We start from the raw sequence: 23260 nt of genomic DNA on the forward strand, positions 1-23260 counted from the left end.
CGCCCATCAGAATCGGGATGGCCTGGACCCACGCAGAGCATCGCGCTTGCCCGCGAGAACGGCCGGGAAGCGGTCCATGGCCTGGGCCTCCTTGGCCAGCTCGGGGTCGAGGTACCCGAGCATGCGGTAGATCTTGGCATGGTCGGCGGCGAGGTCCCGGTGGTGGATCGGCTCATGATGCATGATCCGATTGCGCAGCAGCACCAGCGACCACAGGCCGTCGTACAGAACATCGCGCCGGCCCGAGTAGTGCGGGAACGCCTTGTGCACGACGGGCACCCAGAACAACCGGTCGTAGCCCGATCCCCCGCTGACCAGCGACGCCCAGAAGCCGAAGGACAGTTCCGCCACCATGCTGTCGGGCGGCGCCGGCACGAGGCCCCGGCGCTCGCACTTGCTGCGCGCCTTGGCCACGAGCCGCTGCCCGTTCTGATTGAGCGGAGCCGTTGTCCACCAGTCGTCCCTGCGGTAGGCGGCGGAGAGCTGCCCGTGGATCGCGTTGCGCAGGGCGAGCTCCAGGCAGTGCAGAGCGCCGTAGAGCGCGGCCGAGGCCTCGACGTTCCACCAGTACAGTCGCCCCGCCACCACGGCGTTGCCACGCGCCGCACCGACGTAGCGCGCCAGCCGCAGCTTCGAGAACGCGCGCAGCATCCACTCCGGCAGTTTGTCAGTCATCGGGCCCCCCTCATCCGGGCACAGCAGGGCCCGGGACGCGTGTCGGTACGGGAACGTCCTCACCGTGATACGGTGGGTAGCGAAAGCCCTGGGCCCGCCTCTGCACAGCACGCCACCCAGGGCACGGACTTCCGAACCCCCGGCCACCCTCAGGGCAGCCGGGGGTTTCTGTTTCTCGCGCACGGCTTCTCGGCAGGCACCAACTGGGTTGGTGTCCCGCGTCGTTGCACCCAACGGTAGCAACGGAGATCACCCGACTGCAAGCGCAGTGCGCTGCGGGCCGAATCTGTTAACCCCTGGCTGTTTCGCATCGAGGCCTGGAAACAGGTGATGGCCCCGGCGCAGTACGCGGAGCCATCAGATGACGCCAGCCGGAACGGCCGGCCTACGGGGAGGTCGGGGGCCTACTTGAAGAAGGCGATGCCGTCGTCCGGCATATCGTCCGGGAGGGCCTTCGCCCAGCGCTCGACGTCCTCCGGGGTGACGACCTTCTTCAGGTGGGCCGACATGTAGGGGCGCAGCTCGACCTCGGGGGTCTGCTTCTCGCCGACCCACATGAGGTCGCTCTTGACGTAGCCGTAGAGCCGCTTGCCACCGCTGTAGGGCTGCGAGGCGGCCGTGCGGGCGACGGCGTCCGTGACCAGGTCGATCTGCGGCTTCTTGTCGGCCATCTCGCCGTACCAGATCTCGATGACACCGTCGTCGCGGGTCATCGTCACCTCGACCTTGCGGCCGGCGTCGATCCGCCAGAAGCCGTGCTCCGACTCCAGCGGGCGGACCTTGTTGCCGTCGTTGTCCAGCACCCAGGTCTGGGAGTGGTACTCCAGGAAGTCCCGGCCGTCGTGGGTGAAGCTGACCTCCTGGCCGAAGTTGCACTTCTCCGAGCCGGGGAAGTCGTGCACGCCCGCACCGGCCCAGTTGCCGAGCAGGAAGGCGAGCGGGACGAGGTCCTTGTGCAGGTCGGACGGGATCTCGATCATGAGGGGCGTTTCCTAGATGGGGGTCAGCGCTGGCCCTGGTACAGCTTCTTCACGGTCAGACCGGCGAAGGCGAGCACGCCGACGCAGACCAGGACCAGCAGGGTTTCGAAGAATGCTTCCACGGGTGCTCCTTGAGCGAGTGCGGGCATACGACAGAGCCGGGGCCCAGCTTACGCGGCCCTGGCCGGGCTCTCTTGGGGAGGTGGGCCGACCAGGGCCCCCGCCCCGTTCGGCCCGCCCGGCTCGCCCCGGCACCGGCCGGCACCGAACCTTGATCCAGGTCCAGCCGGAGATCGGAGATCGGAGAGAAGAGCATGCTCAAGGTGCTGCGAACGATGGCGACGGGTGTGGCCGCGGGTCTGTTGCTGGCGGTGATGCCGGCCACTGCCCACGCCCACAACGATGACTCCGCGGCCCTGTCGGAGGTCACCGACCTGGTGGGCACCCCGCTGAACGCAGGACTGTTCGGCTGATCAGCCCCGCTTGACCCCCTCGACGAACGCGGCCCAGGCGCCCGCGCCGATCAGCAGGGGGGTGCGGGTGGTGTCCTTGCTGTCGCGGACCGGGACGAGCCGCTTCGCGGGGATGTTGTCGGCGACCTCCAGGCAGTTGCCGCCGTCCGAGTTGCTGTGGCTGCTCTTGCGCCAGGTGACACTGCTCAGGTCGATGGCTCGCATGGCGCTTCCTCCAACATCCGCAAGATGAACGTCCGCGACTCGGCGGGGCTCAACGCCAGGTCACGCAGGTCATCATAGGTGCGCTGCAGACGCCCAACCTTGGTTGTTTCCTCGATGAGTTCGCCCCGCACATCGTTCTCTACGTAGGCCACGGTACGACCGTCTGACAGCTGGAGGAACATGGTGTCGGTGTTGTCCATGCCGTGCAGGCCGGCGCCGAAGGGCAGCACGTAGAGGGTGATGTTCGGGCGCTCCGCAGCCTGCGCCAGATACGTGAGTTGCTCCCGCCACTCGTCGGGGTCACGCAGCGAGTTGCGCAGCACCGCCTCCCAGAGAATGACCCGAAACGGCGGCGCGCAGTTCCCCTCCAGTACGTGCCGCCGTCCGATGCGCGCACCTACCTGCTGATCCAGATCCTCCCCGCTGAGGCCACCCGCGGCGAGTGCTTCTCGCGCGTATCCCGCAGTCTGCAGCAACCCCGGCGGTCGGCTTACGGAGTACTGCCACAGGCTCACCGCCTGAGCCTCCGCCACCATGTACCGCCGGTACTGCTCCTTGAACTGCGTCGGATCAGCCACCGCCAGCTCCCAGAGGGTCAGCACCAGCCGCCCCGTCCCGTAGTACTGGTCCAGCGCCTGCGCCACCTCCGGGCCGCCCAGTGTGTGGCCGTTCTCCAGCTTGCCGAAGAGGGACGCGTCCCAGCCCACCGCGTCGGCCAGTGTCCGCAGGCTCACGCCCCGGGCGGCCCGCAGTATCCGCAGCTCCTCGGCGAAACGAACCCTCGGCTCCTGGCTCCGCCCCGTGATCGCCCTCCGCTGCGGCACCGCGCCCTCCCCTGTTCGTGGAACTTGTGGAATTTGGGCCGCCCGCTGTGGCACTAGCCGCCATTCCGCTCGTGTCCGCCTTCACCCTGGGCCATCCTCGTATCAGCCCAGGAGCACGCAGAGTAGTGCAACTGTCGCATTCCGTATAGAAGTTGAGCAAAGGAGCGAACACCATGAGAACGGAACCGGCCGGCTACGAACCCGGCACCGTGCTGTACGACCCCGCCACCCGCCGCGTCGGCGAGTACCAGGACCGCTCGGGGCCGTACGCGCTGCTGCGCCCCGTCGGCGGTGGCCGCGAGTGGCAGGCCGATCCCGCCGCGGTGCGTCCGGCCACCGACCGCGAGCGCCTGAGCGCGAGCGTCCACGCGGCGAACGGCCGTACCCGGGCCGTGCCGCCCGACCCCGGCGACCTCAGCCGCCCGCCCCGGCCGGTGCCCGGCTGCGCGGCGTGCATGAGGATGGCCGAGCTGCGGGAGGCGGCGCGGGCGGTGTGCGATCGGAGTGCCGAGACCGACGCCAACGTGCTGCTGCGGCAGCACCGGCGGCAGGAGCACCGCGCATGAGCGGCGTCCAGGGCGGCCTGCCGTACGAGGAGTGCAGGCGGTACCGGGCGGAGCACGGCACACCGGGGGCCACAGCCCCGCTCTCACCGGGCTACGCGCTCCCGCCCTTCCACCCCGGATTCGCCGACCGGCAACGCCAACAGCGCCGGCGGCGGCACCGGCCCGACGGTGCCACCGTGAGCGGCGTACTCACCGCTCTCTGTGTCGCCGCGCTGCTCGTCACGATCGTCACCGCGGCTACGCTTCCGGCATGACCAAGAAGCTCGTGATCAAGGTGACGGCCGGGGCGGACGCCCCCGAGCGCTGTTCGCAGGCGTTCACCGTGGCGGCGGTGGCCGTGGCCAGCGGGGTCGAGGTGTCGCTGTGGCTGACCGGGGAGTCGTCCTGGTTCGCGCTGCCGGGACGGGCCGCCGAGTTCGAGCTGCCGCACGCGGCCCCGCTGCCGGACCTGATCGAGTCGGTCCTCGCCGCCGGACGCATCACGCTGTGCACGCAGTGTGCCGCCCGGCGGGAGATCACCGAGAAGGACGTCATCGAGGGCGTACGGATCGCGGGCGCGCAGGTCTTCGTACAGGAGTCCCTCGCCGACGACACCCAGGCGCTCGTCTACTGATTCCTGTGCTTCCTGCCGTCCAGCTCGTCCCACCACTCGTCGGACTGGGGATCGCCGGAGGGGTCGTCCCACCAGCGGTCCTCCGGGCCCCGCCGGTTGGCGATCATCGCGGCGACCGGCGGGATGATCATGGCCACGACGCACATGCCGACGGCCGCCGGGACGGACCAGAGCCGCACCACTCCCCACGCCAGGACGAAGAGGCCGATGCACGTCCCCATCATGGCGAAGTAGATGTGACGCCGCCGTGCGTACATGACTCCAGGGTAGGGCGGCCCGTCCTTGTCACAAGAGATCCACAATCCCCGCCCGGCCGCCGTCCGAGAGTTACCGTGGCGTAGCCACCTACCGACAACCCGGGGGAAACACCACATGCGCGCCCTGCGAATAATCCTGATCCTCGTCGTGGTCCTGGGCGGGCTGTTCGTGATCGCGGACCGGGTCGCCGTGCACTTCGCCGAGGGGGAGGCCGCCGACAAGCTGAAGGCGACCGAGAACCTGGCCTCGGCGCCGGACGTGGACATCAAGGGCTTCCCGTTCCTGACCCAGGTCGCGGGCGGGTCGCTCGACGACGTGGAGGTCGGGATCAAGGACTACCAGGCGGCCACCGGCAAGGCGGGGCAGACCGTCCGGATCGACGACCTGAAGGCCGACATGAAGGGCGTCTCGTTCTCCGGGGACTACAGCTCCGCCACCGCGGCCGACGCCACCGGCACCGCCACGATCTCCTACGCCGAACTGCTGAAGACCGCGGACTCCCGGCCGACCGAGGTCGCCCCCGGGATCACGGCCCGGATCGTCGGCCTCTCCGACGGCGGCAACGGCAAGATCAAGGTCATGGTGGAGGGCACCGTCTCGTCCCTCGGGATCAAGCAGACCGTGCCCGTGCTCAGCACGGTGACCGTCGAGCACGACAAGGTGCAGGTCCACGCCGACTCGCTGCCCCGGCTCGGCCCCGCCGCGATCGCCGAGAACCGCGTCCGTGAGATCACCGACTTCCAGCAGGCCATCGACCGGCTGCCCGGCGGCATCAAGCTGGACAAGGTGCAGGCGGTGAAGAACGGTGTGGAGATCACGGTGAAGGGTTCCGACGTCAGGCTGGCGGGGTAGGAACTCGGACGCCGGACGCGGACACCGCTCGTCCGAGTGGCGAGACGCTGCGTCCGTACCGTAGATGGGAAGACCCGGGCGAGCGCTCGGCGGGCCGTGAGACGGCCGCCGGGCGCTTCTTTGTTCCGCCATACGGACGATCGTGTCTCGTCATGTGACACACCGGTGACATGCCCGCCCGGACGTCCCTACGATCGGGCCCATGAAGCGACAGGCGGATCTCACGAAGCGGCGGGCAGTGGACCTGTGCCGCGTTGCCGCCATGCTCTGTCGCCCCTTCTGAGCGAAAGTCCCCGACTTCCGCATCCCTCAGCCGCCCTGCTGGAAGGGCACCCGTGCGCCGCCGCTCCCCCGAGCGCGCGCACCCCTCTACTCGCACGCCCCGCCGCAACTGCCCCGGAGGAGAAAGAGCATGAGCCGCACCGACGTCCTGGTCGACGCCGACTGGCTGGAGCAGCACCTGGACGACCCGGCCATCGCCATCGTCGAGGTGGACGAGGACACGTCCGCCTACGAGAAGAACCACATCAAGAACGCGATCCGCATCGACTGGACCAAGGACCTCCAGGACCCGGTCCGCCGCGACTTCATCGACCAGGAGGGCTTCGAGAAGCTCCTGTCGGAGAAGGGCATCGCCAACGACACCCTGGTGATCCTGTACGGCGGCAACAACAACTGGTTCGCGTCGTACGCCTACTGGTACTTCAAGCTCTACGGCCACGAGAACGTCAAGCTCCTCGACGGCGGCCGCAAGAAGTGGGAGCTGGACGCCCGCGAGCTGGTCGCCGGCGACGAGGTCCCCGAGCGCCCGAGGACGGAGTACAAGGCCAAGCCGCAGGACACCTCGATCCGCGCCTTCCGTGACGACGTCGTCGCCGCGATCGGCTCGCACAACCTGGTCGACGTCCGCTCGCCCGACGAGTTCAGCGGCAAGCTTCTCGCCCCTGCCCACCTCCCGCAGGAGCAGTCGCAGCGTCCGGGCCACGTCCCGAGCGCCCGCAACATCCCGTGGTCGAAGAACGCCAACGACGACGGCACCTTCAAGTCGGACGAGGAGCTCAAGGCCCTCTACGCCGAGGAGAACGTGGACCTCGCCAAGGACACGATCGCCTACTGCCGCATCGGTGAGCGCTCGGCCCTGACCTGGTTCGTGCTGCACGAGCTGCTCGGCGTCGAGAACGTCAAGAACTACGACGGTTCCTGGACCGAGTACGGCTCCCTCGTCGGCGTGCCGATCGAGCTCGGCGCCAACAAGTAATCCCAACCCCTCTGGAGAGACAGCATGTGCGGAGCGAAGGCCGGCGGCCCGGACGCCTCGACGATCAAGCCCGGTGAGACCACGATCCAGGGTCAGGTGACCCGCGACGGCGAGCCGGTGACGGGCTACGTCCGTCTGCTGGACTCGACCGGCGAGTTCACCGCGGAGGTGCCCACCTCGGCGACCGGCCAGTTCCGGTTCTACGCGGCCGAGGGCACGTGGACCGTGCGCGCGCTGGTGCCGGGCGCGACGGCGGACCGTACGGTCGTCGTGGCGCAGAAGGGCGCGCTGGCCGAGGTGGCCATCGCGGTCTGAGCCGGTCCGAGCCGGTTCTGAGTGGGTTCAGTGACGGGCCGGAGGGCCGTACCCCTGGGGTTGGACGCCAGTGGGGTACGGCCCTTCGGCTTCCCGCCCTAGCCCAGGGCGCGCCCCAGCAGCCACACCACCGGTGCCGCCGCCGACAGGGGCAGGGCCACGCCCGCGGTGAAGTGGACGAACCGGGACGGGTAGTCGTAGCTCGCGACCCGGTGTCCGATCAGTGCGCACACACCGGCCGCCGCGCCGAGGGCGGCGCCCTTCGCGCCCAGGCCGGTCATCCCGCCGACGGCGATCCCCGAGCCGGCCGCCGCCAGCAGCGACACCACCACCGACACCGGTGAGGGCAGGGGGAGGGCACGGGCCAGGATCGCCACCGCCACCGCCGCCGCGCCCACCGACACCGCGTGCGGGTCGGCGCCCAGGTATCCGGTGGCCAGGACCGACAGCGCCGTCGAGACGACCGTCGCCATCAGGCCGTACATCCGCTCGTCCGGCGAGGCGTGCGAGCGCAGCTGCAGGACCAGGCACAGCAGGACCCAGACGCCGAGCGGGCCGAGGATCGCGGCGGGCACGTGGTCGCGGCCGGCGGTCAGCACCGCCACGTCCGCGGCGAGCCCGCCCAGGAAGGCCAGTGCGATGCCCTGCCGGGCCGGCCACATGCCGTTCAGCCGGAACCAGCCCGCCGCCGTCACCGCCTGGAGCAGCACGAGCGGCACGACCAGCGCGTACGAGGCGACCGGCGCCGTGGCGGCCAGCAGCAGGCCCAGCACCGCGGTCAGCAGCGCCGGCTGCATACCGGGCTCGATGATCGGCGAGCGCCCCTCAAGACGCGCCCGCTGGGCATCGGTGATGCGGGAGTTGCCGCCGAGCGTGGCGGGACCGTAGTCGGGCTCGGACTCCTCCGCCCCGGCTTCGGGGGCGGGCGGCGCCGTCGCCGGCGCCGTCGCCGGTGCGGGCTGCGGCTGGGGAGCGGCCGGGTACGGCTGGGCGTACTGCTGCCCGTGCTGCTGCCCGTACTGGCCCTCGAACGTCTGCGGCGGCACATACGCCGCCTCCGCCGGCATCTGCATCGACCCGTGCGTCTGCGTCTCCCAGGTCTGCCCCTGCCACTGCTGGGTCAGCTGGGGGTCGTAGCCGGGCTGCTGCCCGTGTCCGTACTGCTGCTGGTCGTACGCGGACCACTGCTGCTGGTACGGGTCGTAGCCCTCGTAGGGGCCGCCCTGATGGGGCTGTCCGCCCTGATACGGCTGGTCGCTCATCGCCTCACCCTCCTGCGAACGGCGGGAGCACCTCGACCGTGCCGCCCTCGGCCAGCCGTACCGTCTCATGCGCGCGGGTCCCGACGGGGTCGCCGTCGACGAGGAAGGAGCATCGCCGCAGTACGCGAGCGAGTTCACCGGGGTGTCGCGCGCGCACGGCGGCCAGCGCGTCGGCCAGCGTGTCCGCGTCGTACGGCTCCTCGGCGACCTGGGCCGCGGCCTTGGCGGCGGCCCAGTAGCGGACCGTGACCTTGGGCATCTCGTTCCTCAATCGACGGCGAGAAAAGACAAAGACAGAAGACAGATGGTGTCAGGCTAGCCCGCCCGGCCCGCGGCCCAGTGCGCGATCCGGGCGAGGAGTGCGTCGTCGGCCGCGTGTTCGGCGTGGGCCATGCCCGGCTCCACCCAGAGTTCCCCGTGCTCTCCGGCCGCCTCGGCGAGCATCCGGGGGTGGTCGAGGGGGAAGTAGCCGTCGCGGTCGCCGTGCACGATGAGGAGGGGGGTGGGGGCGATCCGGGGGACCGCCTCCACCGGGGACAGCGGGACCGGGTCCCAGTCGCGGTGGTGGATGCGGGTGCGCAGGCCGTAGCGGCCGACCAGGCGGCCCTCCGGGCGGGTGACCAGCCAGTGCAGGCGGCGCATGGGGGCGGTGCCCCGGTAGTACCAGCGGGCCGGCGCGCTGACCGAGACCACGGCGTCGACCGCGCCGGGGTGCAGGGCCGCGTGCCGCAGGACCACCGAGCCGCCCATGGAGAAGCCGACGGCCACCACGCGCGTGTGGCCGAGGGCGCGGGCCCGCTCGACGGCCGCGGCGAGGTCCAGCACCTCCTTGTCGCCGACCGTGGAACGGCCGCCGGAGCGGCCGTGGCCGCGGAAGGAGAAGGTGAGGACCGCGCCGTAACCGCGCAGCACGCCCGCCACCCGTCGTACGTGCGGCCGGTCCACGCCCCCGGTGAACCCGTGGGCGACGACGAACACCAGGTCGCGTGCGGGTGTACGGGAGGCGTCCGGGGCCGTTTCGTATACGGCCGCGCCCGGGTCGTATACGGAATCGACCGGAACGCCGTCGGCCGTGTGCAGAAACGTCCGGATAGGCACCCGTCTGCCTGTCTCGCGATACGGACGAACGGTGGAACGTGCCACATGACCTGCCGGAGCGTTGCTCATGTGGGCTATTCTGCTGGGCAGAGGACTCGGGCAGCGCAGCCCCCGGGTCCTTTTGTGCTTTCGGAAGCGTTGTATACGAAGCGGGAAACCGCAGGTGTACGGGGCCTTCGGGATCGCAGAGCAGTGCCCGTCCGCACAGTCCTCGCAGGGACCGAGGAGGAACCAGACGTATGAGTTCTCTGCTACTGCTGACCAACGCCCTCCAGCCGTCGACGGAGGTGCTCCCCGCCCTCGGCCTGCTCCTGCACAATGTGCGGGTCGCCCCGGCCGAAGGCCCCGCCCTGGTCGACACCCCGGGCGCCGACGTCATCCTCGTCGACGGCCGCCGCGACCTGCCCCAGGTGCGCAGCCTGTGCCAGCTGCTGCGCTCCACCGGGCCCGGCTGTCCGCTGGTCCTGGTCGTCACCGAGGGCGGTCTGGCCGCCGTCACCGCCGACTGGGGCATCGACGACGTGCTCCTCGACACCGCGGGCCCCGCCGAGGTGGAGGCCCGGCTGCGGCTGGCCATGGGGCGCCAGCAGATCGTCAACGACGACTCCCCCATGGAGATCCGCAACGGCGACCTGTCCGTGGACGAGGCGACGTACAGCGCGAAACTCAAGGGCCGGGTCCTCGACCTCACCTTCAAGGAGTTCGAGCTGCTGAAGTACCTCGCCCAGCACCCGGGCCGCGTCTTCACCCGCGCCCAGCTGCTGCAGGAGGTGTGGGGGTACGACTACTTCGGCGGCACCCGGACGGTCGACGTCCACGTACGGCGGCTGCGCGCCAAGCTCGGACCGGAGCACGAGTCGCTGATCGGCACCGTCCGGAACGTCGGCTACCGGTTCGTCACGCCCGAGAAGACCGACCGGGCCGCCGAGGAGGCCAGGGCCAAGGCGGACCGGGCCAAGGCGGACCGGGCCAAGGCGGACCGGGCGAAGGCGGAGGACGCGGACGCGTCGGCCGTCCGGGACGGCGCCGAGGTCCACGCGGACGCATAGTTCGTTGCTTGTACGCATCCAAGGGCTGGTACGCCCTGCCCAGGGCAGATCAATCCGCGTAGACTCCGCGCGTGGCCAAGGTGACTCGGGATGATGTGGCACGGCTGGCTGGGACCTCCACCGCCGTCGTCAGTTATGTCATCAACAACGGACCCCGGCCGGTCGCCCCGGCCACGCGCGAGCGTGTCCTCGCGGCGATCAAGGAACTGGGGTACCGCCCCGACCGGGTCGCCCAGGCGATGGCGTCCCGGCGCACCGACCTCATAGGCCTGATCATCCCGGACGCCCGCCAGCCCTTCTTCGGCGAGATGGCGCACGCGGTCGAGCAGGCCGCCTCCGAGCGCGGAAAGATGGTCCTGGTCGGCAACACCGACTACATCGGCGAGCGCGAGGTCCACTATCTGCGCGCCTTCCTGGGCATGCGAGTCTCCGGGCTGATCCTGGTGAGTCACGCCCTGAACGACCTCGCCGCCGCCGAGATCGACGCCTGGGACGCCCGGGTGGTGCTGCTGCACGAGCGCCCCGAGGCCATCGACGACGTGGCCGTGGTCACGGACGACCTCGGCGGCGCCCAGCTCGCCGTACGCCATCTGCTGGAGCACGGCTACGAGTACGTCGCCTGCATGGGCGGTACGGCGGAGACGCCGGCCGTCGGCGACCCGGTCTCCGACCACGTGGAGGGCTGGAAGCGGGCCATGGACGAGGCGGGGCTGTCCACCGAGGGCCGGCTCTTCGAGGCGCCGTACAACCGCTACGACGCCTATCGCGTCGCCCTGGACCTCCTCTCCGGACCCGACCGGCCGCCGGCGGTCTTCTGCTCCACCGACGACCAGGCGATCGGCCTGCTGCGGGCCGCGCGCGAGCTGCGCATCGACGTGCCCGGCAAGCTCGCGGTGGCCGGGTTCGACGACATCAAGGAGGCGGCGCTGGCCGACCCGCCGCTGACCACGGTCGCCTCCGACCGCTCGGCGATGGCCCGGGCGGCGGTCGACCTGGTCCTGGACGACGGACTGCGGGTGGCGGGGTCGCGCCGCGAGCGGCTGAAGACGTTCCCGTCCCGGCTGGTGGTGCGGACGTCCTGCGGCTGCGAGGCCTGAGCCCCACCGCGGGTCTTCATACCGGGCAAACGAGGTTCTGCCGGGCTTCTCAGCGAGCGCTCAGGAAGCTCTCATGGTCAGGGGGGACTCTTCTAGACATGACCGAGAGCCAGGGTTCCCACCCCCAGCAGCCCAGCAGCAGCTACTCCGCTCCCGTGAACCCCGAGTGGCCGCCTCCGCCGCCGTACCAGCCGGTGACGGCCGTGGCACCCGAGCCGCGCACGAAGCGCAACCGGCGTCCCGTCGCCCTCCTCGCGGCCGTCGCGATCGTGGCGGCGGCGGTCGGCGGCGCCACGGCGTACGGCTTCCAGGAGCTGACCGGCGAGAACACGGTCGCCTCCGCCGGTACGACCACGCATGTGGTGCCGACCGGCAAGAGGGGCGACGTCGCCGCGATCGCCGCCGCGGTCAGCCCGAGCGTCGTCGAGATCCGGGCGACCCTGGACAGCGGCACCTCCACCGGCTCCGGTGTGGTCATCACGTCGAAGGGCGAGATCGTCACCAACAACCACGTCGTCTCCGGCGCGCAGTCCGTCAAGGTGCGCACCAGCGACGGCACGAGCTACACCGCCGACATCGTCGGCACCGACAGCTCCAAGGACCTCGCGCTGATCAAGCTGCGCGGCGCCTCCGGGCTGAAGCCCGCCTCGCTCGGCAACTCGTCGGGCGTCCAGGTCGGTGACTCGGTCGTCGCGATCGGCTCCCCCGAGGGCCTGACCGGCACCGTCACCAGCGGTATCGTCTCCGCGCTCAACCGGGACGTGACCGTCTCCACCGACGAGAACCAGGGCCAGGACCAGGGCGGCGACGGCCAGTGGCCGTTCCAGTTCGGCGGCCGTGAGTTCAACGGTGACACGGGCTCGTCCACGACGACCTACAAGGCCATTCAGACCGACGCCTCGCTGAACCCCGGCAACTCCGGCGGCGCGCTCATCGACGCGAGCGGCAACGTCATCGGCATCAACTCCGCGATGTACTCGTCGAGCCGGCAGTCCTCCTCGTCCACGGACGCGGGCAGCATCGGCCTCGGCTTCGCGATCCCCGTCAACACCGTCAAGTCCGACCTCGCCAAGCTGCGGGCGGGCGACAGGAACTAACGCTTCACCCTCAGTCAGCAGGGAGTACGTCATGATCCAGCATGTCTCGCACAAGAGCGCCGGCCGCCGTCCCGCCGACGTCGCCCTCGCCCTGTCGATCGTCCACGATCTGCACACGCCCGTCCCGACGCCCCGTGCCCCCGAGGTGGCCCTGCCGCCGGTCCCCCGCGAGCTGATGGGCCTGCGTACCTCCGCCGCCCGCACCCACCGCCGCAAGGTGCCGCTGCACCGCCTCACCGCGGTGCAGGCCTGACCCCGGCGCTGCGCCGCCCGGCCCGTCGGGCGTGGCAGGCTGAGAGACACCGTTCATCCTGTCCACCGCATCCCCGAGGAGTCGCGCGCGATGAGCCCCGCCGAAGGCGACCGTGACCCCCAGCGCATCCTGATCGTCGACGACGAGCCCGCCGTGCGCGAGGCGCTGCAGCGCAGCCTCGCGTTCGACGGGTACGACACGGAGGTGGCCGTCGACGGCGCGGACGCGCTGGAGAAGGCGACCGCCTACAAGCCCGACCTGGTCGTCCTGGACATCCAGATGCCGCGGATGGACGGTCTGACGGCGGCCCGCCGCATCCGCGGGGCCGGCGACACGACGCCCATCCTGATGCTGACGGCCAGGGACACGGTCGGCGACCGGGTGACCGGGCTGGACGCGGGCGCCGACGACTACCTGGTCAAGCCCTTCGAGCTGGACGAGCTGTTCGCCCGTATCCGGGCGCTGCTGCGGCGCAGCTCGTACGCGGCGGCGGTGTCGGCCGAGGCGCAGGAGGACGAGGCCCTCACCTTCGCGGACCTGCGCATGGACCTCGCGACCCGGGAGGTCACGCGGGGCGGCCGGCAGGTCGAACTGACCCGCACGGAGTTCACCCTGCTGGAGATGTTCATGGCGCACCCGCGCCAGGTCCTCACCCGCGAGCAGATCCTGAAGGCGGTGTGGGGCTTCGACTTCGAGCCGTCCTCCAACTCGCTCGACGTCTACGTCATGTACCTGCGCCGCAAGACCGAGGCCGGCGGCGAGCCGCGCCTGGTGCACACGGTGCGGGGCGTGGGCTACGTCCTGCGCCAGGGCGGCGCCGAGTGAACAAGCTGGTGCGGCGCTACCGCTCCCTGCCGATCCGGGCCCGGCTGGCGGTGCTGGTCGCGGCGGCGGTGGCGTTCGCGGTGGCCGCGGTCTCGGTCACCTGCTGGTTCATCGTGCAGCGCAGACTGGACGTGCAGGTCAACAAGACCCTCGACAACTTCAACCAGCGGCTGACCGAGGACCAGATCACCGCGGTCCTGGCCGCCTGCCCGACGACCGTGGACCAGCCGCCCAACGCGGTGCGGCCCACCTTCTACTACATGCAGGTGGTGACGCCGAACGGCCAGATCTGCGTCTTCAACTACTCCAAAGGAGTCGTGGCGGCCTCGGCGCAGGACGCGGAGGTGGCCGCGAAGGGCGACGTCCGCATCTACCACGACGCCAAGGACGCCCACGGCAATGACGTACGGGTCAAGACCGTGCCGATACTGGTGGGAGGCCCCGGGCTGGTTCCCCAGCGCTATCCGGGCGTCGCCCTGATGGTCGCCGTCTCCCTCAAGGACACCCAGCGGACCCTCAACGACCTGGCACTCGTCCTGCTCCTCGTCTCCGGCATCGGAGTGGTCGGCGCCGGGGCCGCGGGTCTCGTGGTGGCCCGCGCGGGTCTGCGCCCGGTCGACAAGCTCACCGAGGCCGTGGAGGAGGTGGCCCGGACCGAGGACCTGACGATCCGCATCCCGGTGGAGGACGACAGCGAGGACGAGGTCGCCCGGCTCTCCCGGTCCTTCAACTCCATGACCGCCTCACTGGCCAGCTCCCGCGACCTCCAGCAGCAGCTGATCGCCGACGCCGGCCATGAACTCCGTACGCCCCTGACGTCGTTGCGCACGAACATCGAGCTCCTCACCCGCAGCGAGGAGACGGGCCGGCCGCTTCCGCCGGAGGACCGCAAGGCCCTGCTCGCCTCGGTGAAGGCACAGATGACGGAACTGGCCGCGCTCATCGGTGACCTGCAGGAGCTGTCCCGCCCGGAGGGCCAGCGCGGCGAGCGCCTCCAGGTGGTGGCGCTGCGGGACACCGTCGAGGCGGCCCTGCGCCGGGCGCGGCTGCGCGGCCCGGAGCTGACGATCACGGCCGACCTGGAGCCCTGGTACGTCCGGGCGGAGCCCTCCGCGCTGGAGCGGGCGGTGGTCAACATCCTCGACAACGCGGTGAAGTTCAGTCCCGAGGGCGGCACGGTCGAGGTGCGGCTGAGCGAGGGCGTGCTGAGGGTCCGGGACCACGGCCCCGGCATCCCCGAGGACGAACTCCCGCACGTCTTCGACCGCTTCTGGCGCTCCCCGAGTGCGCGTGCGCTGCCCGGCTCGGGCCTCGGCCTGTCCATCGTGGCCCGCACGGTCCAGCAGGCGGGCGGCAAGGTCACCCTGGCACGGGCGGAGGGCGGCGGCACGACGGCGACGGTGCGCCTGCCGGGCGCGCCGACGCCTCCGCCGGAGACACCGGAGGCACCCGCGGCACCGGCCGGCTGAGCAGCCCCTGTCCGCCCGGCCGGCCCCCTAGGGCCTGTCTGGTTTCGGCAGCGAGCGCAAGTGCTGGATCTGGGTGCGGCTGAGGTCGTTCGCGCGGCGCATATGGCGGATGATCACCTGGAGTTCGGCCTCGGTGTGGTCGTCGAAGATGGCCTGCCAGCCCTGCCGGAGGTCTCCCCACACAGCGGCGACCCGGGCGATGTGCTCCGGTACCGGGGTGACCAGGACGCGGCGGCGGTCCTGCCGGTCAGGGGTGCGGACGACATAGCCGCCGCGTTCGAGCCGGTCCACCAGGCGGGTGGCCGAGCCGGTGGTGAGGCTGGTCATGTCGGCGATCTGGCGGACCGTGAGGGGTTCCGGCTCGGCCGTCAGCAGGCTCAGGCACTGCACGTCGGTGGGGTGCAGGCCGAGGTGGTCGGCGACGGCCTGGTTGAACAGGACGTAGGCCGCCAGGTAGCGGCGCGATTCCGTGGACAGTTCCTCGTACAGCCGGTCCCGGCTCGGCTCCGGCATATGACTCGCCTCCAAATCGCTGCGCGGCGCAGCAATCCACTGCTATTCTCCTGCGTGGCGCAGCTATTGCGCCACACAGTCATTCTATCCACCGGGGGACACCCATGCTCACCGTCGCCGTCACCGGCGCCACCGGCGCCCAGGGCGGAGCCACCGCCCGCGCCCTGCTGGCCGCCGGACACCGCGTCCGCGCCCTGACCCGCCGCCCGGACGCCCCGGCCGCCCACGCCCTGCGCGCCCTCGGCGCCGAGGTCCGCCGCGCCGACTTCGACGACCGCGCCTCCCTGGACGCGGCCCTCACCGGCGCGGACGCCCTCTTCGGGGTCACCACGCCGTTCGGCACCGACACCGACACCGAGGTCCGGCAAGGCCGGGCCCTGGTCGACGCCGCCGCGGCGGCCCGCCTCGACCACGTCGTCCTCACCTCGGCCGCGCACGCCGACCGCGGCACCGGCATACCGCACTACGAGAGCAAGTACGTGATCGAGCGGCATCTGCGCGAGTCCGGGGTGCCCTGGACCGTGATCGCACCGGCCGCCTTCATGGACAACCACGCCGGCGGCTGGGCCCTCCAGGGGCTGCGCGAGAACACCTTCGGCTGGCCCATGCCCGCCGACCGGCCGATCACGCTCATCCCCGCCGCCGACATCGGCGCGTTCGCCGCCCTGGTCATGGGCCGCCGCGACGAGTTCTCCGGCAGCCGCGTCGACATCGCCTCCGACACCTGCACGCCCGCACAGATCGCGGCCGTCCTCGCCACCGCCACCGGCCGCCCGGTCACCCACCACGAGGTGCCCCTGCGGTACGTCCGGGCCCACTCCGCCGACCTGGCGGCCATGTTCGAGTACTTCAACACCCACGGCCTGGACGTCGACGTCACCGGCCTGCGGCGCGCCTACCCCGAAGTGGGCTGGCACACCTTCGCGCAGTGGGCGTCCGCACAGGACTGGCCGCGGCTGCTGTCCGCACCCGACCCCGAAGGAGCCCCCGCGTGAAGCCCATCGGCTACTGGCTCAACCGCACCGACAAGGCCCTGACCCGCGCCATGAACGCCACGCTGACGGAGTCCGGCCTCACCCGCGTCGACTGGCAGGTGCTCAACGTCGTCCGCGACACCCCGGACGCCGGCGACCACGACGTCCTGTCGGCCCTCGCCGCCAACGCCGACGTCCTCACCCTGCGGGCCTCCGTCGACGCCCTGACCGCCGACGGCTGGGTGACCCGCAGCGCACCGGACCGGCTCGCCCTCACCCCGGACGGCCGGCGCCGGCTGACCGCCGTGGCCGAGCGGGTCGACGCGTTCCGCGCACGCTGCACGACCGGCATCACGCCGGACGAGTACCGCACCGCCGTCCAGGTCCTCGAACGCATGGCGCAGAACGCGGAGGGCGACCTCTCACCGGCCCCGTGACGAGGGGCACCCGGTCATGCGGATGCCTCCCGGGGTGGGCGCGACGCGTCCGCGCCGCGCACGGGGGTGTCGTCCTCCAGGGGATGGGCATAGCGGCGGAAGCCGGGGACATGCTCGGCGCGGCGCAGCGCACCCCGGTACAGGACCATGCCGTGGACGGTGGCGCCGTCGTCGCGCCAGCACACGAGAGGGAGCCGGCGGGCGTCCCCCTCGTCGGTGACGAACAGGGCCACATGCCCGTCGGCCGCCAGCAGGCTCATGCCGCGCCGCCCGGCACCTCGGCGCCGTACAGCCGGCCGTACCCGGTGATCCGGCGGGCCGTGTCGTGCGCTCCGGCCAGGTGCAGGGCGTGCCAGAACAGAACCTGGTTGGCGGTCAGGACCGCGAAGTCCAGTTCCCGCTCCAGGGCGTCGATGACGCCCACCGCGCGGATGCCGTTGCCGGCCACCAGGACCGCGTCGGGCCGGTGCCCGGCGACCGTGGCACGGATCCACTCGGACAGCGCCTCGGGGGTGATCAGCTTCTGGTTGCTGGGCAGCCCGCACGGCCCGTGGTGGACGACCTCGAAGCCCTGTTCGGTGAAGTAGTCCGCGCCGAGCCCGGAGAGCCGGTCGTCGAACCACGGCGGGTTGACCAGGGCGATCCGCCGCGCGCCGAGCGCGGTGAAACCGGCCACGGCCGCCGTCGTGGTACCGGTGAGCGGCAGACCCCGCGTGTACCGCGCGAGACGGGCGAACAGCTCCTTCTCGCCGCTCGCGCCGAGGACGTAGGCGGAGCTGGTGAAGCCGAGCGCGATCGCGTCGAGCGGGGAGGCGGCCAGCAGCTCCACGGCGTCGTCGATGTGCGGCGGCTCCACGAAGGCCCGCACCGGGTCGTGCGGGATCTTCGGGTCCATCTCGCCGCCGGCCCGCATCGCGCCGAAGTGGACGCGGGAGCCGTGCACGAACACGTCCTCGGGGGCCATCGCCTGGAACTCCGACTCCGGGCCCACGTCCGCGTGCGGTACGACGACGCCGATGCGCGCCCGCGCCTCCCAGCCGTCCTGCTGCGCTCGGATGGTGCTCATCTCGGTGTCTCCTCGTCGTCGGGCCGGGTCAGGCGGACGCCTCGGCGGCCAGCGAGCCGCCTCGGACCGTGCCGGTGCCGTTGGCATTCAGGAAGCCGGGGTGCTTGCGGCGCATGTTCGTCATCACGAACTCGTAGGGGACGTCGTCGAAGCCGCCGTGGTCGGCCAGGAACTCCATGCTCTGGCGGCCCTGGTCGTCGAAGGGGTGGTGCAGGCTGTCGGCGGTGCCGTCGAACTCCAGCGGCTTCATCCCGTACAGCCGGCACAGGATCTTGTTGAAGACCGGGGTGGCCTTGACCCACCTGCCGTCCAGGTGGACCGAGTTGAGGCCGTGGAAGAAGACGTCGCCGCCGATGTGGGCGCGCAGCCGGTCGGAGGCGAGGTGGTTGCGCACATCGCCGTAGTGGACGCGGGCGGGAATGCCCACGGCCCGGCAGGCCGCCGCGTACAGGGCCGACTTGTGCAGGCAGAAGCCCTTGCGGGTGGACGCGGTGTGGCTGGCCCGCAGTCCCTCGGGGGACAGGTCGGCCCCGTACACCTCGTAGAAGACGTCGTCGCGGACGGCGTAGTAGAGCTCGACCGCCAGCCGGCGCTTGTCCGCGCCGCGGTCGGTGACGGCCTCGTCGACGAAGGACTGGACGGCGTCGGTGTCGTGGTCGAGGAAGTCGGTGGGCGCGGTGAGCCGTCGGAGGTCGTGCGGTGTGAGTGCGTTCATGGTGACCCTTTCGTCAGCCCCCGGCTCACAGGCCCAGGAGAGCGGCGATGCGGTTGCGCTGGATCTCGCTGGTGCCGGAGTAGATGGTTCCGCCGACCGCGTTGCGGACGTCCCGTTCGATGCCGGTGGCCGTGAGGTAGCCCTGGCCGCCGAAGATCTGGACGGCGTCGAGCGCGGTGCGCTTGTTGGCCTCGCTGACCACGGTCTTGGTCGCGGCGACGTCGATCGCGGCGTCCTGGCCGGCCTCCACCTTGGCGCCGGTGTCGGTGAGCCACTTGCGGCTGGTCTCCACCGCGATCTTCATGTCCGCGATCTTGTGCGCGACCCCCTGGAAGGTGCCGATCGGTTCGCCGAACTGGCGGCGGGACTTGGCGTACCGGACCACTCGCTCCAGACGGTGCTCCATCTCGCCGAGCGTGAGGGAGAAGGAGAAGAGGATCTCCCGCTTCATCACATGGTCGAGGATCAGGAAGCCGGCGCCCTCCTGGCCGACGCGCCGGGCGGCGGGCACGCGCAGTCCCTCGAAGGTCACCTCGCTCAGCGGCGAGGTGCGCAGCCCCATCTTGCCGAGCGGCTCGCCGACCCTGAGGCCGGGGGTGTCCCGCTCGACCAGGAAGACGCTCAGGCCGAACGGGCCCGGCCGGCCGGTGCGTACGTACAGCAGGAAGAGATCGGCGATCGGGGCGTTGGTGATGAACATCTTGCCGCCGTCGATGACGTAGTCGTCCCCGTCGCGGGTCGCGGTGGTGGAGATGTTCAGGGCGTCGGAGCCGTGGTCCGGCTCGGTGATGGCGTGCGCGGTGATCAGGTCGCCCGCGATGATTCCCGGCAGGAAGCGGGACTTGAGCTCCTCGGAGCCGAACGCCTGCAGCGGGACGCCGACGCTGACGATCTGGGTGGAGGCGGAGAAGCCGAGGCCGGCGTCGCGGCAGGTGTGCCCGAGGCCCTCCAGGGCGCGCATCGTGCCGGTCAGGGTGCCGCCACGGCCGCCGTACCGCGTCTCGAACGGTACGGCGAGCAGTCCCGAGCGCTGGATCGTCTTCCACTTCTCCCAGGGGAACTCGGCGCGGGCGTCCCACTCCTCGACGTCGCGGTTGAGTTCGTCCGCCCAGGCGGCGGCGAGGGTGTACGGGTCCGGTGTCATACGTGTACTGCCTTCCGGTACGTCGTTGGTCGGGGCCGGGGCCCGCGCCGCCGTCGGCTGGACGGGCCCCGGATCGCGGAACTCAGTACTGGGAGAATCCGTCGGCGGACAGCGTGTGCTTCTCGTCGCCGCGCAAGGCTGGACTGAACACGGAGATCAGTGTCAGGTCCTCGTAATCGGACGCTATGAGGTAGTGCGCGTCGTTCTCGTTGAGGGCGTAGATGGTGCCCGCCGTGATCTTGTAGCGTTCGCCGGACACGGTGACGACCTCGCCGGAACCGCCCGTGCAGTAGCAGGCCTCAAGGTGGTTGCGGTACTGCAGGGCGCTTGTGGTGCCCTTGCGGACCAGGGTCTCGCACACGGTGAAGCCCATGCCGTCGGCCTCGGTGAGCAGGCGGTGGCTGGTGCCGTTGCCCCACTCGACGGGGGCGAGCTCGCTGATGCTACGGACGATCATTGCGGTCTCCTTGTGTGAGGGGTTCTTCCGGAAGGTCTTTCCGAGGTTCTTTTCGAGGTTCGTTCCGAGGTTCGTTCCGAGGTTCTTTCCGAAGGTCTCTCCGAAGGTCTTTCGGAAGGCCCTTCGGAAGGCCGGCTCAGGCGGCGGTCTTCGTCGCGTTCTCCACGAATGCCGAAATGGCGCCGATGCTGCGGAAGTTGTCCGGGGTCAGCGGAATGTCGTCGATCGGGATCGAGTAGGCCCGCGAGAGGTGCGAGACGATCCGGACGACGCCCAGACTGTCGACCACACCGTTGTCGATGAGGTCGAATTCGGCGGTCAGGTCCGCCGTGTCCTCTCCGTCGAGGAACTCGGCGACGACATAGCCACGAATTTCGTCCGCCAGGGAGGTCATGCGGGATTTCCCTTCAGTCGTGCTGCTTTGATGAGATTGCGGTCGGGCTTTCCGGTGGACGTCCGCGGCAGCGGGGCATCGCCCACGTGCACGGAGGACGGGATGGCATGGCGGGGCAGGCGCTCGGCGCTGTGCGAGCGCAGCCGCAGCGAGGTGAGCGAGGTGCCGGGCCGCCGGGTCACCTGGGCGTGCAGCCGGTAGCCGGCCTCGGGGTCGGGGACGGCCACGACGGCGGCCTCGGCGACCTCGGGGTGAGCCGCCAGGACGTTCTCGACCTCCTGCACATTGGTCCGCACCCCGCGGACCTTGACCTGGAAGTCGGTGCGCCCCTGCAGCCAGTACAGGCCGTCGGCGTCCCGGGTGACGAGGTCGCCGGTGCGGTAGAAGACCTCGTCACCGCCGTCGGGGGCGGGCACGAACGCCCCTTCGTTGCGGGAGCGTTGCAGGTATCCGAAGGTCTGGAACGGTGTGGTCACGAGAAGTTCACCCGTTCCGGGACCGTCGAGGATCCGTCCCTCGCCGTCGAGCAGCAGGGCCCGCACCCCGGGCAGCGGCCGGCCGATCGGGGTCTGCTCACCGGCCCTGGCGGGGTCGGCGTCGTAGATGAAGCTGTCGTTGGTCTCGGTGCACCCGAAGACGTTGTGGAAGCCGGCGCCGGGGTAGGCCGTGCCCAGCTGCCGCAGCAGCGCCTGCGGCAGCGCGTCCCCGGTGAAGATCACCGTGCGGACCGCCGGATGGACGGCACCGTCCTGGGTGAGCAGCCGGTGCAGCATCGGCACGCCCTGGACGAAGGTGACCTCGTGCCGGGTGACCAGGTCCTGCAGGTGACGGGCGTCCGCGCTGAACTCCTGCTCGACGAGGACGGCCCGGGCGCCCAGCCGCAGCGCGGTCCACACGTCGAGCAGGGAGAGGTCGAAGTTCAGGGGCGCGTAACTCAGCAGGGTGTCCTGCTCGGTGAGGCGGAAGCGGCCGGCCGCCCAGTCGGCGAACCGTTCGAAGGCGTCGCCCGGGATGGGCACGATCTTCGGCGTACCGGTGGAGCCGGAGGTGGTGAGCAGCAGGGACGCGGTGGCGGGGTCCACGGTGTCGAAGTCACGGGCGGCCTGCTCGTCCGGCTCCACCGGGGTGGTGTCGAGCACCCCCCGGTCGTCGACGGTCAGCACCACGGAGCACCGGGCCTGCGCGGCGAGCGCCGCACGGGCGGCGGAGCCCAGTTCGGGTGACGGCGCCAGGACCGCGTACCCGGCCCGGAAGGCGCCGATGAGCAGGGCGATCGTCTCGGGCGTCTTGTGGGCGGGCACGCACAGCGGCTGCCGCCGGTCGAGCCCGAGGCCGTCCAGGGCGCCGGACAGTTCCTCGGCGAGGCCGACCAGCCGGCGGTACGTCACCTGCCGCTCGCCCCGGATCAGGGCCACCTGATCGGGCCGGCGCCGGGCGTGCGCGGCCAGCGCGTCAAAGAGGCATGCTAATGGCACAGTTCCCCCTATTTGTGCACCTGTCCATACGAAAATGAACATGCTCAAGGGGGTGGCGGCGCATGAGTCGCGCCATAGAACTCGCGGAGCCCGGCGGCCATCAGCTCGGCCGGCCCCGCATCACTCCCCCGGTGATCGAGCCGCCACTAACCGTACCGGCGGTGCATGCAGAGTCAAGCATGTATTTGGTTTCTCAATAGTGACGCAGATCACTGAACCACGGGGAGCCGGAGAGCGTCGAGTTTGCTTGATGAACTATGCGTTTCAGCTTGGTGTAATACGCCGTGCGGAATCCGGCATTCACCCGGGGAATGCCCGGCCGGGGTGCGGAAACGCCGAAAGCCGCCTCCCGTGGGGACGGCTTTCGTCAGGCGGATTCGGTGCGGAACGACAGGGGTGCGGCGGCGCCGCTCAGAGCGTGCTGCGCAGCGCCTGGACCGTACCGGCCAGCTCCGAGGTGGCACCAGCGGTGTTCAGCGCCGCGCTGAGGACCTCGGAGTAGGTCCCGCGCGCGTCGGCGTAGCGCTGCTTGCCCTCGTCGGTGATGACGGCGTAGACACCGCGCTTGTCGTCGGGACACAGGTCCCGGAAGGCGAAGCCGGCCGAGAAGAGCCGGCCGACCAGCCGGGTCACCGAGCTCTGCCCCAGTCCGACCTTGTCAGCGAGTTCCTGCATGCGCAGCTCGCCGTCCTTGGCCTGGACGAGACACTCCAGGGCGCGGAATTCGGAGAGTCCTATTCCGTGCTTGCGCTGCAGAGCCTGGGTGAGCTGGCGCTCCACATGCGCGTGCAGGGCGAGGACTCTCCCCCACATGGCCTGGTCGGACGAGGCGGCCGGCGCATAGGAGATCGTGGTCATGAGGCAGCTCCCTCTCAGGCGGCGTTGACAACAAGATACATGCTCATGCAAGCTCTATC

General features: G+C 70.8%; 33 protein-coding genes. 16 read left to right on the top strand and 17 right to left on the bottom strand.

Going from position 1 to position 23260, the window contains the following annotated elements; genetic code table 11:
• Positions 1-6: 6 nt before the first annotated feature.
• Both ABT171_RS04615 and ABT171_RS04620 read right to left on the bottom strand, forming a co-directional pair.
• Entirely contained in the window at positions 7-675 is a 669-nt protein-coding gene (locus tag ABT171_RS04615) for a hypothetical protein (RefSeq protein WP_351239752.1), read from the bottom strand.
• A 404-nt stretch (positions 676-1079) separates the two neighbouring features.
• Positions 1080-1655, bottom strand: coding sequence for a heme-binding beta-barrel domain-containing protein (locus tag ABT171_RS04620; RefSeq protein WP_351239754.1), 576 nt, complete (start codon positions 1653-1655; stop codon positions 1080-1082).
• A 314-nt stretch (positions 1656-1969) separates the two neighbouring features.
• Between ABT171_RS04620 and ABT171_RS04625 the strand changes: the two genes are divergently transcribed.
• Positions 1970-2128, top strand: coding sequence for a hypothetical protein (locus ABT171_RS04625; protein ID WP_351239756.1), 159 nt, complete (start codon positions 1970-1972; stop codon positions 2126-2128).
• Here the strand turns inward: ABT171_RS04625 and ABT171_RS04630 are convergent, their stop codons facing one another.
• The gene (locus ABT171_RS04630; RefSeq protein WP_351239758.1) at positions 2129-2332 is read right to left on the bottom strand and encodes a DUF397 domain-containing protein; all 204 of its coding nucleotides are present in this window, start codon (positions 2330-2332) and stop codon (positions 2129-2131) included. It abuts the gene before it with no gap.
• Positions 2314-3156, bottom strand: a complete 843-nt coding sequence (locus ABT171_RS04635; RefSeq protein ID WP_351239760.1) for a helix-turn-helix domain-containing protein — start codon at positions 3154-3156, stop codon at positions 2314-2316. Before ABT171_RS04635 ends, ABT171_RS04630 begins: the two co-directional genes overlap by 19 nt.
• 173 nt (positions 3157-3329) lie before the next feature.
• On the opposite strand from ABT171_RS04635, the gene ABT171_RS04640 reads away from it, so the two are divergent.
• From ABT171_RS04640 to ABT171_RS04650, 3 genes are read left to right on the top strand one after another with little or no spacing between them, the layout of a single operon-like run.
• Complete coding sequence (locus ABT171_RS04640) at positions 3330-3722, top strand: hypothetical protein (RefSeq protein WP_351239762.1); 393 nt, start codon at positions 3330-3332, stop codon at positions 3720-3722.
• Positions 3719-3976, top strand: a complete 258-nt coding sequence (locus ABT171_RS04645; protein ID WP_351239764.1) for a hypothetical protein — start codon at positions 3719-3721, stop codon at positions 3974-3976. The genes ABT171_RS04640 and ABT171_RS04645 overlap by 4 nt, the downstream gene beginning before the upstream one ends.
• A complete protein-coding gene (locus tag ABT171_RS04650; protein WP_351239766.1) occupies positions 3973-4335 on the top strand; it encodes a DsrE family protein in 363 nt (120 codons plus the stop codon). Before ABT171_RS04645 ends, ABT171_RS04650 begins: the two co-directional genes overlap by 4 nt.
• Here ABT171_RS04650 and ABT171_RS04655 read toward each other — a convergent pair.
• Entirely contained in the window at positions 4329-4592 is a 264-nt protein-coding gene (locus ABT171_RS04655) for a DUF3099 domain-containing protein (protein ID WP_351239768.1), read from the bottom strand. The genes ABT171_RS04650 and ABT171_RS04655 overlap by 7 nt on opposite strands.
• Positions 4593-4707: 115 nt before the next feature.
• Here ABT171_RS04655 and ABT171_RS04660 point away from each other — a divergent pair, with 115 nt between their 5' ends.
• From ABT171_RS04660 to ABT171_RS04675, 4 genes are all read left to right on the top strand, one after another.
• Positions 4708-5445, top strand: coding sequence for an LmeA family phospholipid-binding protein (locus ABT171_RS04660; RefSeq protein WP_351239770.1), 738 nt, complete (start codon positions 4708-4710; stop codon positions 5443-5445).
• A 202-nt stretch (positions 5446-5647) separates the two neighbouring features.
• Complete coding sequence (locus tag ABT171_RS04665; protein ID WP_350751515.1) at positions 5648-5728, top strand: Ms5788A family Cys-rich leader peptide; 81 nt, start codon at positions 5648-5650, stop codon at positions 5726-5728.
• A 129-nt stretch (positions 5729-5857) separates the two neighbouring features.
• On the top strand, positions 5858-6703 hold the full coding sequence (locus tag ABT171_RS04670) for a sulfurtransferase (RefSeq protein WP_351239772.1): 846 nt from the start codon (positions 5858-5860) through the stop codon (positions 6701-6703).
• 24 nt (positions 6704-6727) lie between these two features.
• A complete protein-coding gene (locus ABT171_RS04675; protein ID WP_351239774.1) occupies positions 6728-7018 on the top strand; it encodes a DUF1416 domain-containing protein in 291 nt (96 codons plus the stop codon).
• 98 nt (positions 7019-7116) lie between these two features.
• On the opposite strand, the gene ABT171_RS04680 is transcribed toward ABT171_RS04675, so the two are convergent.
• From ABT171_RS04680 to ABT171_RS04690, 3 genes are read right to left on the bottom strand one after another with little or no spacing between them, the layout of a single operon-like run.
• The gene (locus ABT171_RS04680; protein WP_351239776.1) at positions 7117-8280 is read right to left on the bottom strand and encodes a hypothetical protein; all 1164 of its coding nucleotides are present in this window, start codon (positions 8278-8280) and stop codon (positions 7117-7119) included.
• Between the two features lie 4 nt (positions 8281-8284).
• Positions 8285-8539, bottom strand: a complete 255-nt coding sequence (locus tag ABT171_RS04685) for a MoaD/ThiS family protein (protein ID WP_351239778.1) — start codon at positions 8537-8539, stop codon at positions 8285-8287.
• A 56-nt stretch (positions 8540-8595) separates the two neighbouring features.
• The gene (locus ABT171_RS04690) at positions 8596-9447 is read right to left on the bottom strand and encodes an alpha/beta hydrolase (RefSeq protein WP_351239780.1); all 852 of its coding nucleotides are present in this window, start codon (positions 9445-9447) and stop codon (positions 8596-8598) included.
• Positions 9448-9617: 170 nt separating this feature from the next.
• Here ABT171_RS04690 and ABT171_RS04695 point away from each other — a divergent pair, with 170 nt between their 5' ends.
• The 6 genes from ABT171_RS04695 (at position 9618) to ABT171_RS04720 (ending at position 15168) form a co-directional block, all read left to right on the top strand.
• Positions 9618-10427 (top strand): winged helix-turn-helix transcriptional regulator, encoded by an 810-nt coding sequence (locus ABT171_RS04695; protein WP_351239782.1) that lies wholly within the window; start codon positions 9618-9620, stop codon positions 10425-10427.
• Between the two features lie 71 nt (positions 10428-10498).
• Positions 10499-11524, top strand: coding sequence for a LacI family DNA-binding transcriptional regulator (locus ABT171_RS04700; RefSeq protein ID WP_351239784.1), 1026 nt, complete (start codon positions 10499-10501; stop codon positions 11522-11524).
• Positions 11525-11622: 98 nt separating this feature from the next.
• The gene (locus ABT171_RS04705; protein ID WP_351239786.1) at positions 11623-12621 is read left to right on the top strand and encodes a S1C family serine protease; all 999 of its coding nucleotides are present in this window, start codon (positions 11623-11625) and stop codon (positions 12619-12621) included.
• 31 nt (positions 12622-12652) lie between these two features.
• Positions 12653-12874: a hypothetical protein gene (locus ABT171_RS04710; protein WP_351239788.1), complete on the top strand. Its 222-nt coding sequence runs from the start codon at positions 12653-12655 to the stop codon at positions 12872-12874.
• Between the two features lie 90 nt (positions 12875-12964).
• Positions 12965-13699 (top strand): response regulator transcription factor, encoded by a 735-nt coding sequence (locus ABT171_RS04715; protein ID WP_055706594.1) that lies wholly within the window; start codon positions 12965-12967, stop codon positions 13697-13699.
• Positions 13696-15168 (top strand): HAMP domain-containing sensor histidine kinase, encoded by a 1473-nt coding sequence (locus ABT171_RS04720; RefSeq protein ID WP_351239790.1) that lies wholly within the window; start codon positions 13696-13698, stop codon positions 15166-15168. The genes ABT171_RS04715 and ABT171_RS04720 overlap by 4 nt, the downstream gene beginning before the upstream one ends.
• A gap of 27 nt (positions 15169-15195) precedes the next feature.
• On the opposite strand, the gene ABT171_RS04725 is transcribed toward ABT171_RS04720, so the two are convergent.
• The gene (locus tag ABT171_RS04725; RefSeq protein WP_351239792.1) at positions 15196-15681 is read right to left on the bottom strand and encodes a MarR family winged helix-turn-helix transcriptional regulator; all 486 of its coding nucleotides are present in this window, start codon (positions 15679-15681) and stop codon (positions 15196-15198) included.
• Between the two features lie 104 nt (positions 15682-15785).
• Between ABT171_RS04725 and ABT171_RS04730 the strand changes: the two genes are divergently transcribed.
• Positions 15786-16676: an NmrA/HSCARG family protein gene (locus tag ABT171_RS04730; protein WP_351239794.1), complete on the top strand. Its 891-nt coding sequence runs from the start codon at positions 15786-15788 to the stop codon at positions 16674-16676.
• Entirely contained in the window at positions 16673-17092 is a 420-nt protein-coding gene (locus tag ABT171_RS04735; RefSeq protein ID WP_351239796.1) for a MarR family winged helix-turn-helix transcriptional regulator, read from the top strand. Before ABT171_RS04730 ends, ABT171_RS04735 begins: the two co-directional genes overlap by 4 nt.
• Positions 17093-17106: 14 nt before the next feature.
• On the opposite strand, the gene ABT171_RS04740 is transcribed toward ABT171_RS04735, so the two are convergent.
• The 8 genes from ABT171_RS04740 to ABT171_RS04775 all read right to left on the bottom strand — a co-directional run bounded on the left by ABT171_RS04740 (position 17107) and on the right by ABT171_RS04775 (position 23201).
• Complete coding sequence (locus ABT171_RS04740) at positions 17107-17352, bottom strand: DUF6253 family protein (protein ID WP_351239798.1); 246 nt, start codon at positions 17350-17352, stop codon at positions 17107-17109.
• Positions 17349-18158, bottom strand: coding sequence for a maleate cis-trans isomerase family protein (locus tag ABT171_RS04745; RefSeq protein ID WP_351239800.1), 810 nt, complete (start codon positions 18156-18158; stop codon positions 17349-17351). The genes ABT171_RS04740 and ABT171_RS04745 overlap by 4 nt, the downstream gene beginning before the upstream one ends.
• 28 nt (positions 18159-18186) lie before the next feature.
• Positions 18187-18873 carry a transglutaminase-like domain-containing protein gene (locus ABT171_RS04750; protein WP_351239802.1) on the bottom strand — a complete coding sequence of 229 codons (687 nt, stop codon included), beginning with the start codon at positions 18871-18873 and terminating at the stop codon, positions 18187-18189.
• A 25-nt stretch (positions 18874-18898) separates the two neighbouring features.
• Entirely contained in the window at positions 18899-20017 is a 1119-nt protein-coding gene (locus ABT171_RS04755; RefSeq protein WP_351239804.1) for an acyl-CoA dehydrogenase family protein, read from the bottom strand.
• An 82-nt stretch (positions 20018-20099) separates the two neighbouring features.
• Entirely contained in the window at positions 20100-20474 is a 375-nt protein-coding gene (locus ABT171_RS04760) for an ectoine synthase (RefSeq protein ID WP_351239806.1), read from the bottom strand.
• A 136-nt stretch (positions 20475-20610) separates the two neighbouring features.
• On the bottom strand, positions 20611-20868 hold the full coding sequence (locus ABT171_RS04765; protein WP_351239808.1) for an acyl carrier protein: 258 nt from the start codon (positions 20866-20868) through the stop codon (positions 20611-20613).
• Positions 20865-22343 carry an AMP-binding protein gene (locus ABT171_RS04770; RefSeq protein WP_351239810.1) on the bottom strand — a complete coding sequence of 493 codons (1479 nt, stop codon included), beginning with the start codon at positions 22341-22343 and terminating at the stop codon, positions 20865-20867. The genes ABT171_RS04765 and ABT171_RS04770 overlap by 4 nt, the downstream gene beginning before the upstream one ends.
• A 411-nt stretch (positions 22344-22754) precedes the next feature.
• Complete coding sequence (locus ABT171_RS04775) at positions 22755-23201, bottom strand: MarR family winged helix-turn-helix transcriptional regulator (protein ID WP_351239812.1); 447 nt, start codon at positions 23199-23201, stop codon at positions 22755-22757.
• Between the last annotated feature and the right edge of the window lie 59 nt (positions 23202-23260).

This window comes from Streptomyces sp. NPDC001851 (assembly GCF_040297165.1).
Taxonomy (GTDB): domain Bacteria; phylum Actinomycetota; class Actinomycetes; order Streptomycetales; family Streptomycetaceae; genus Streptomyces.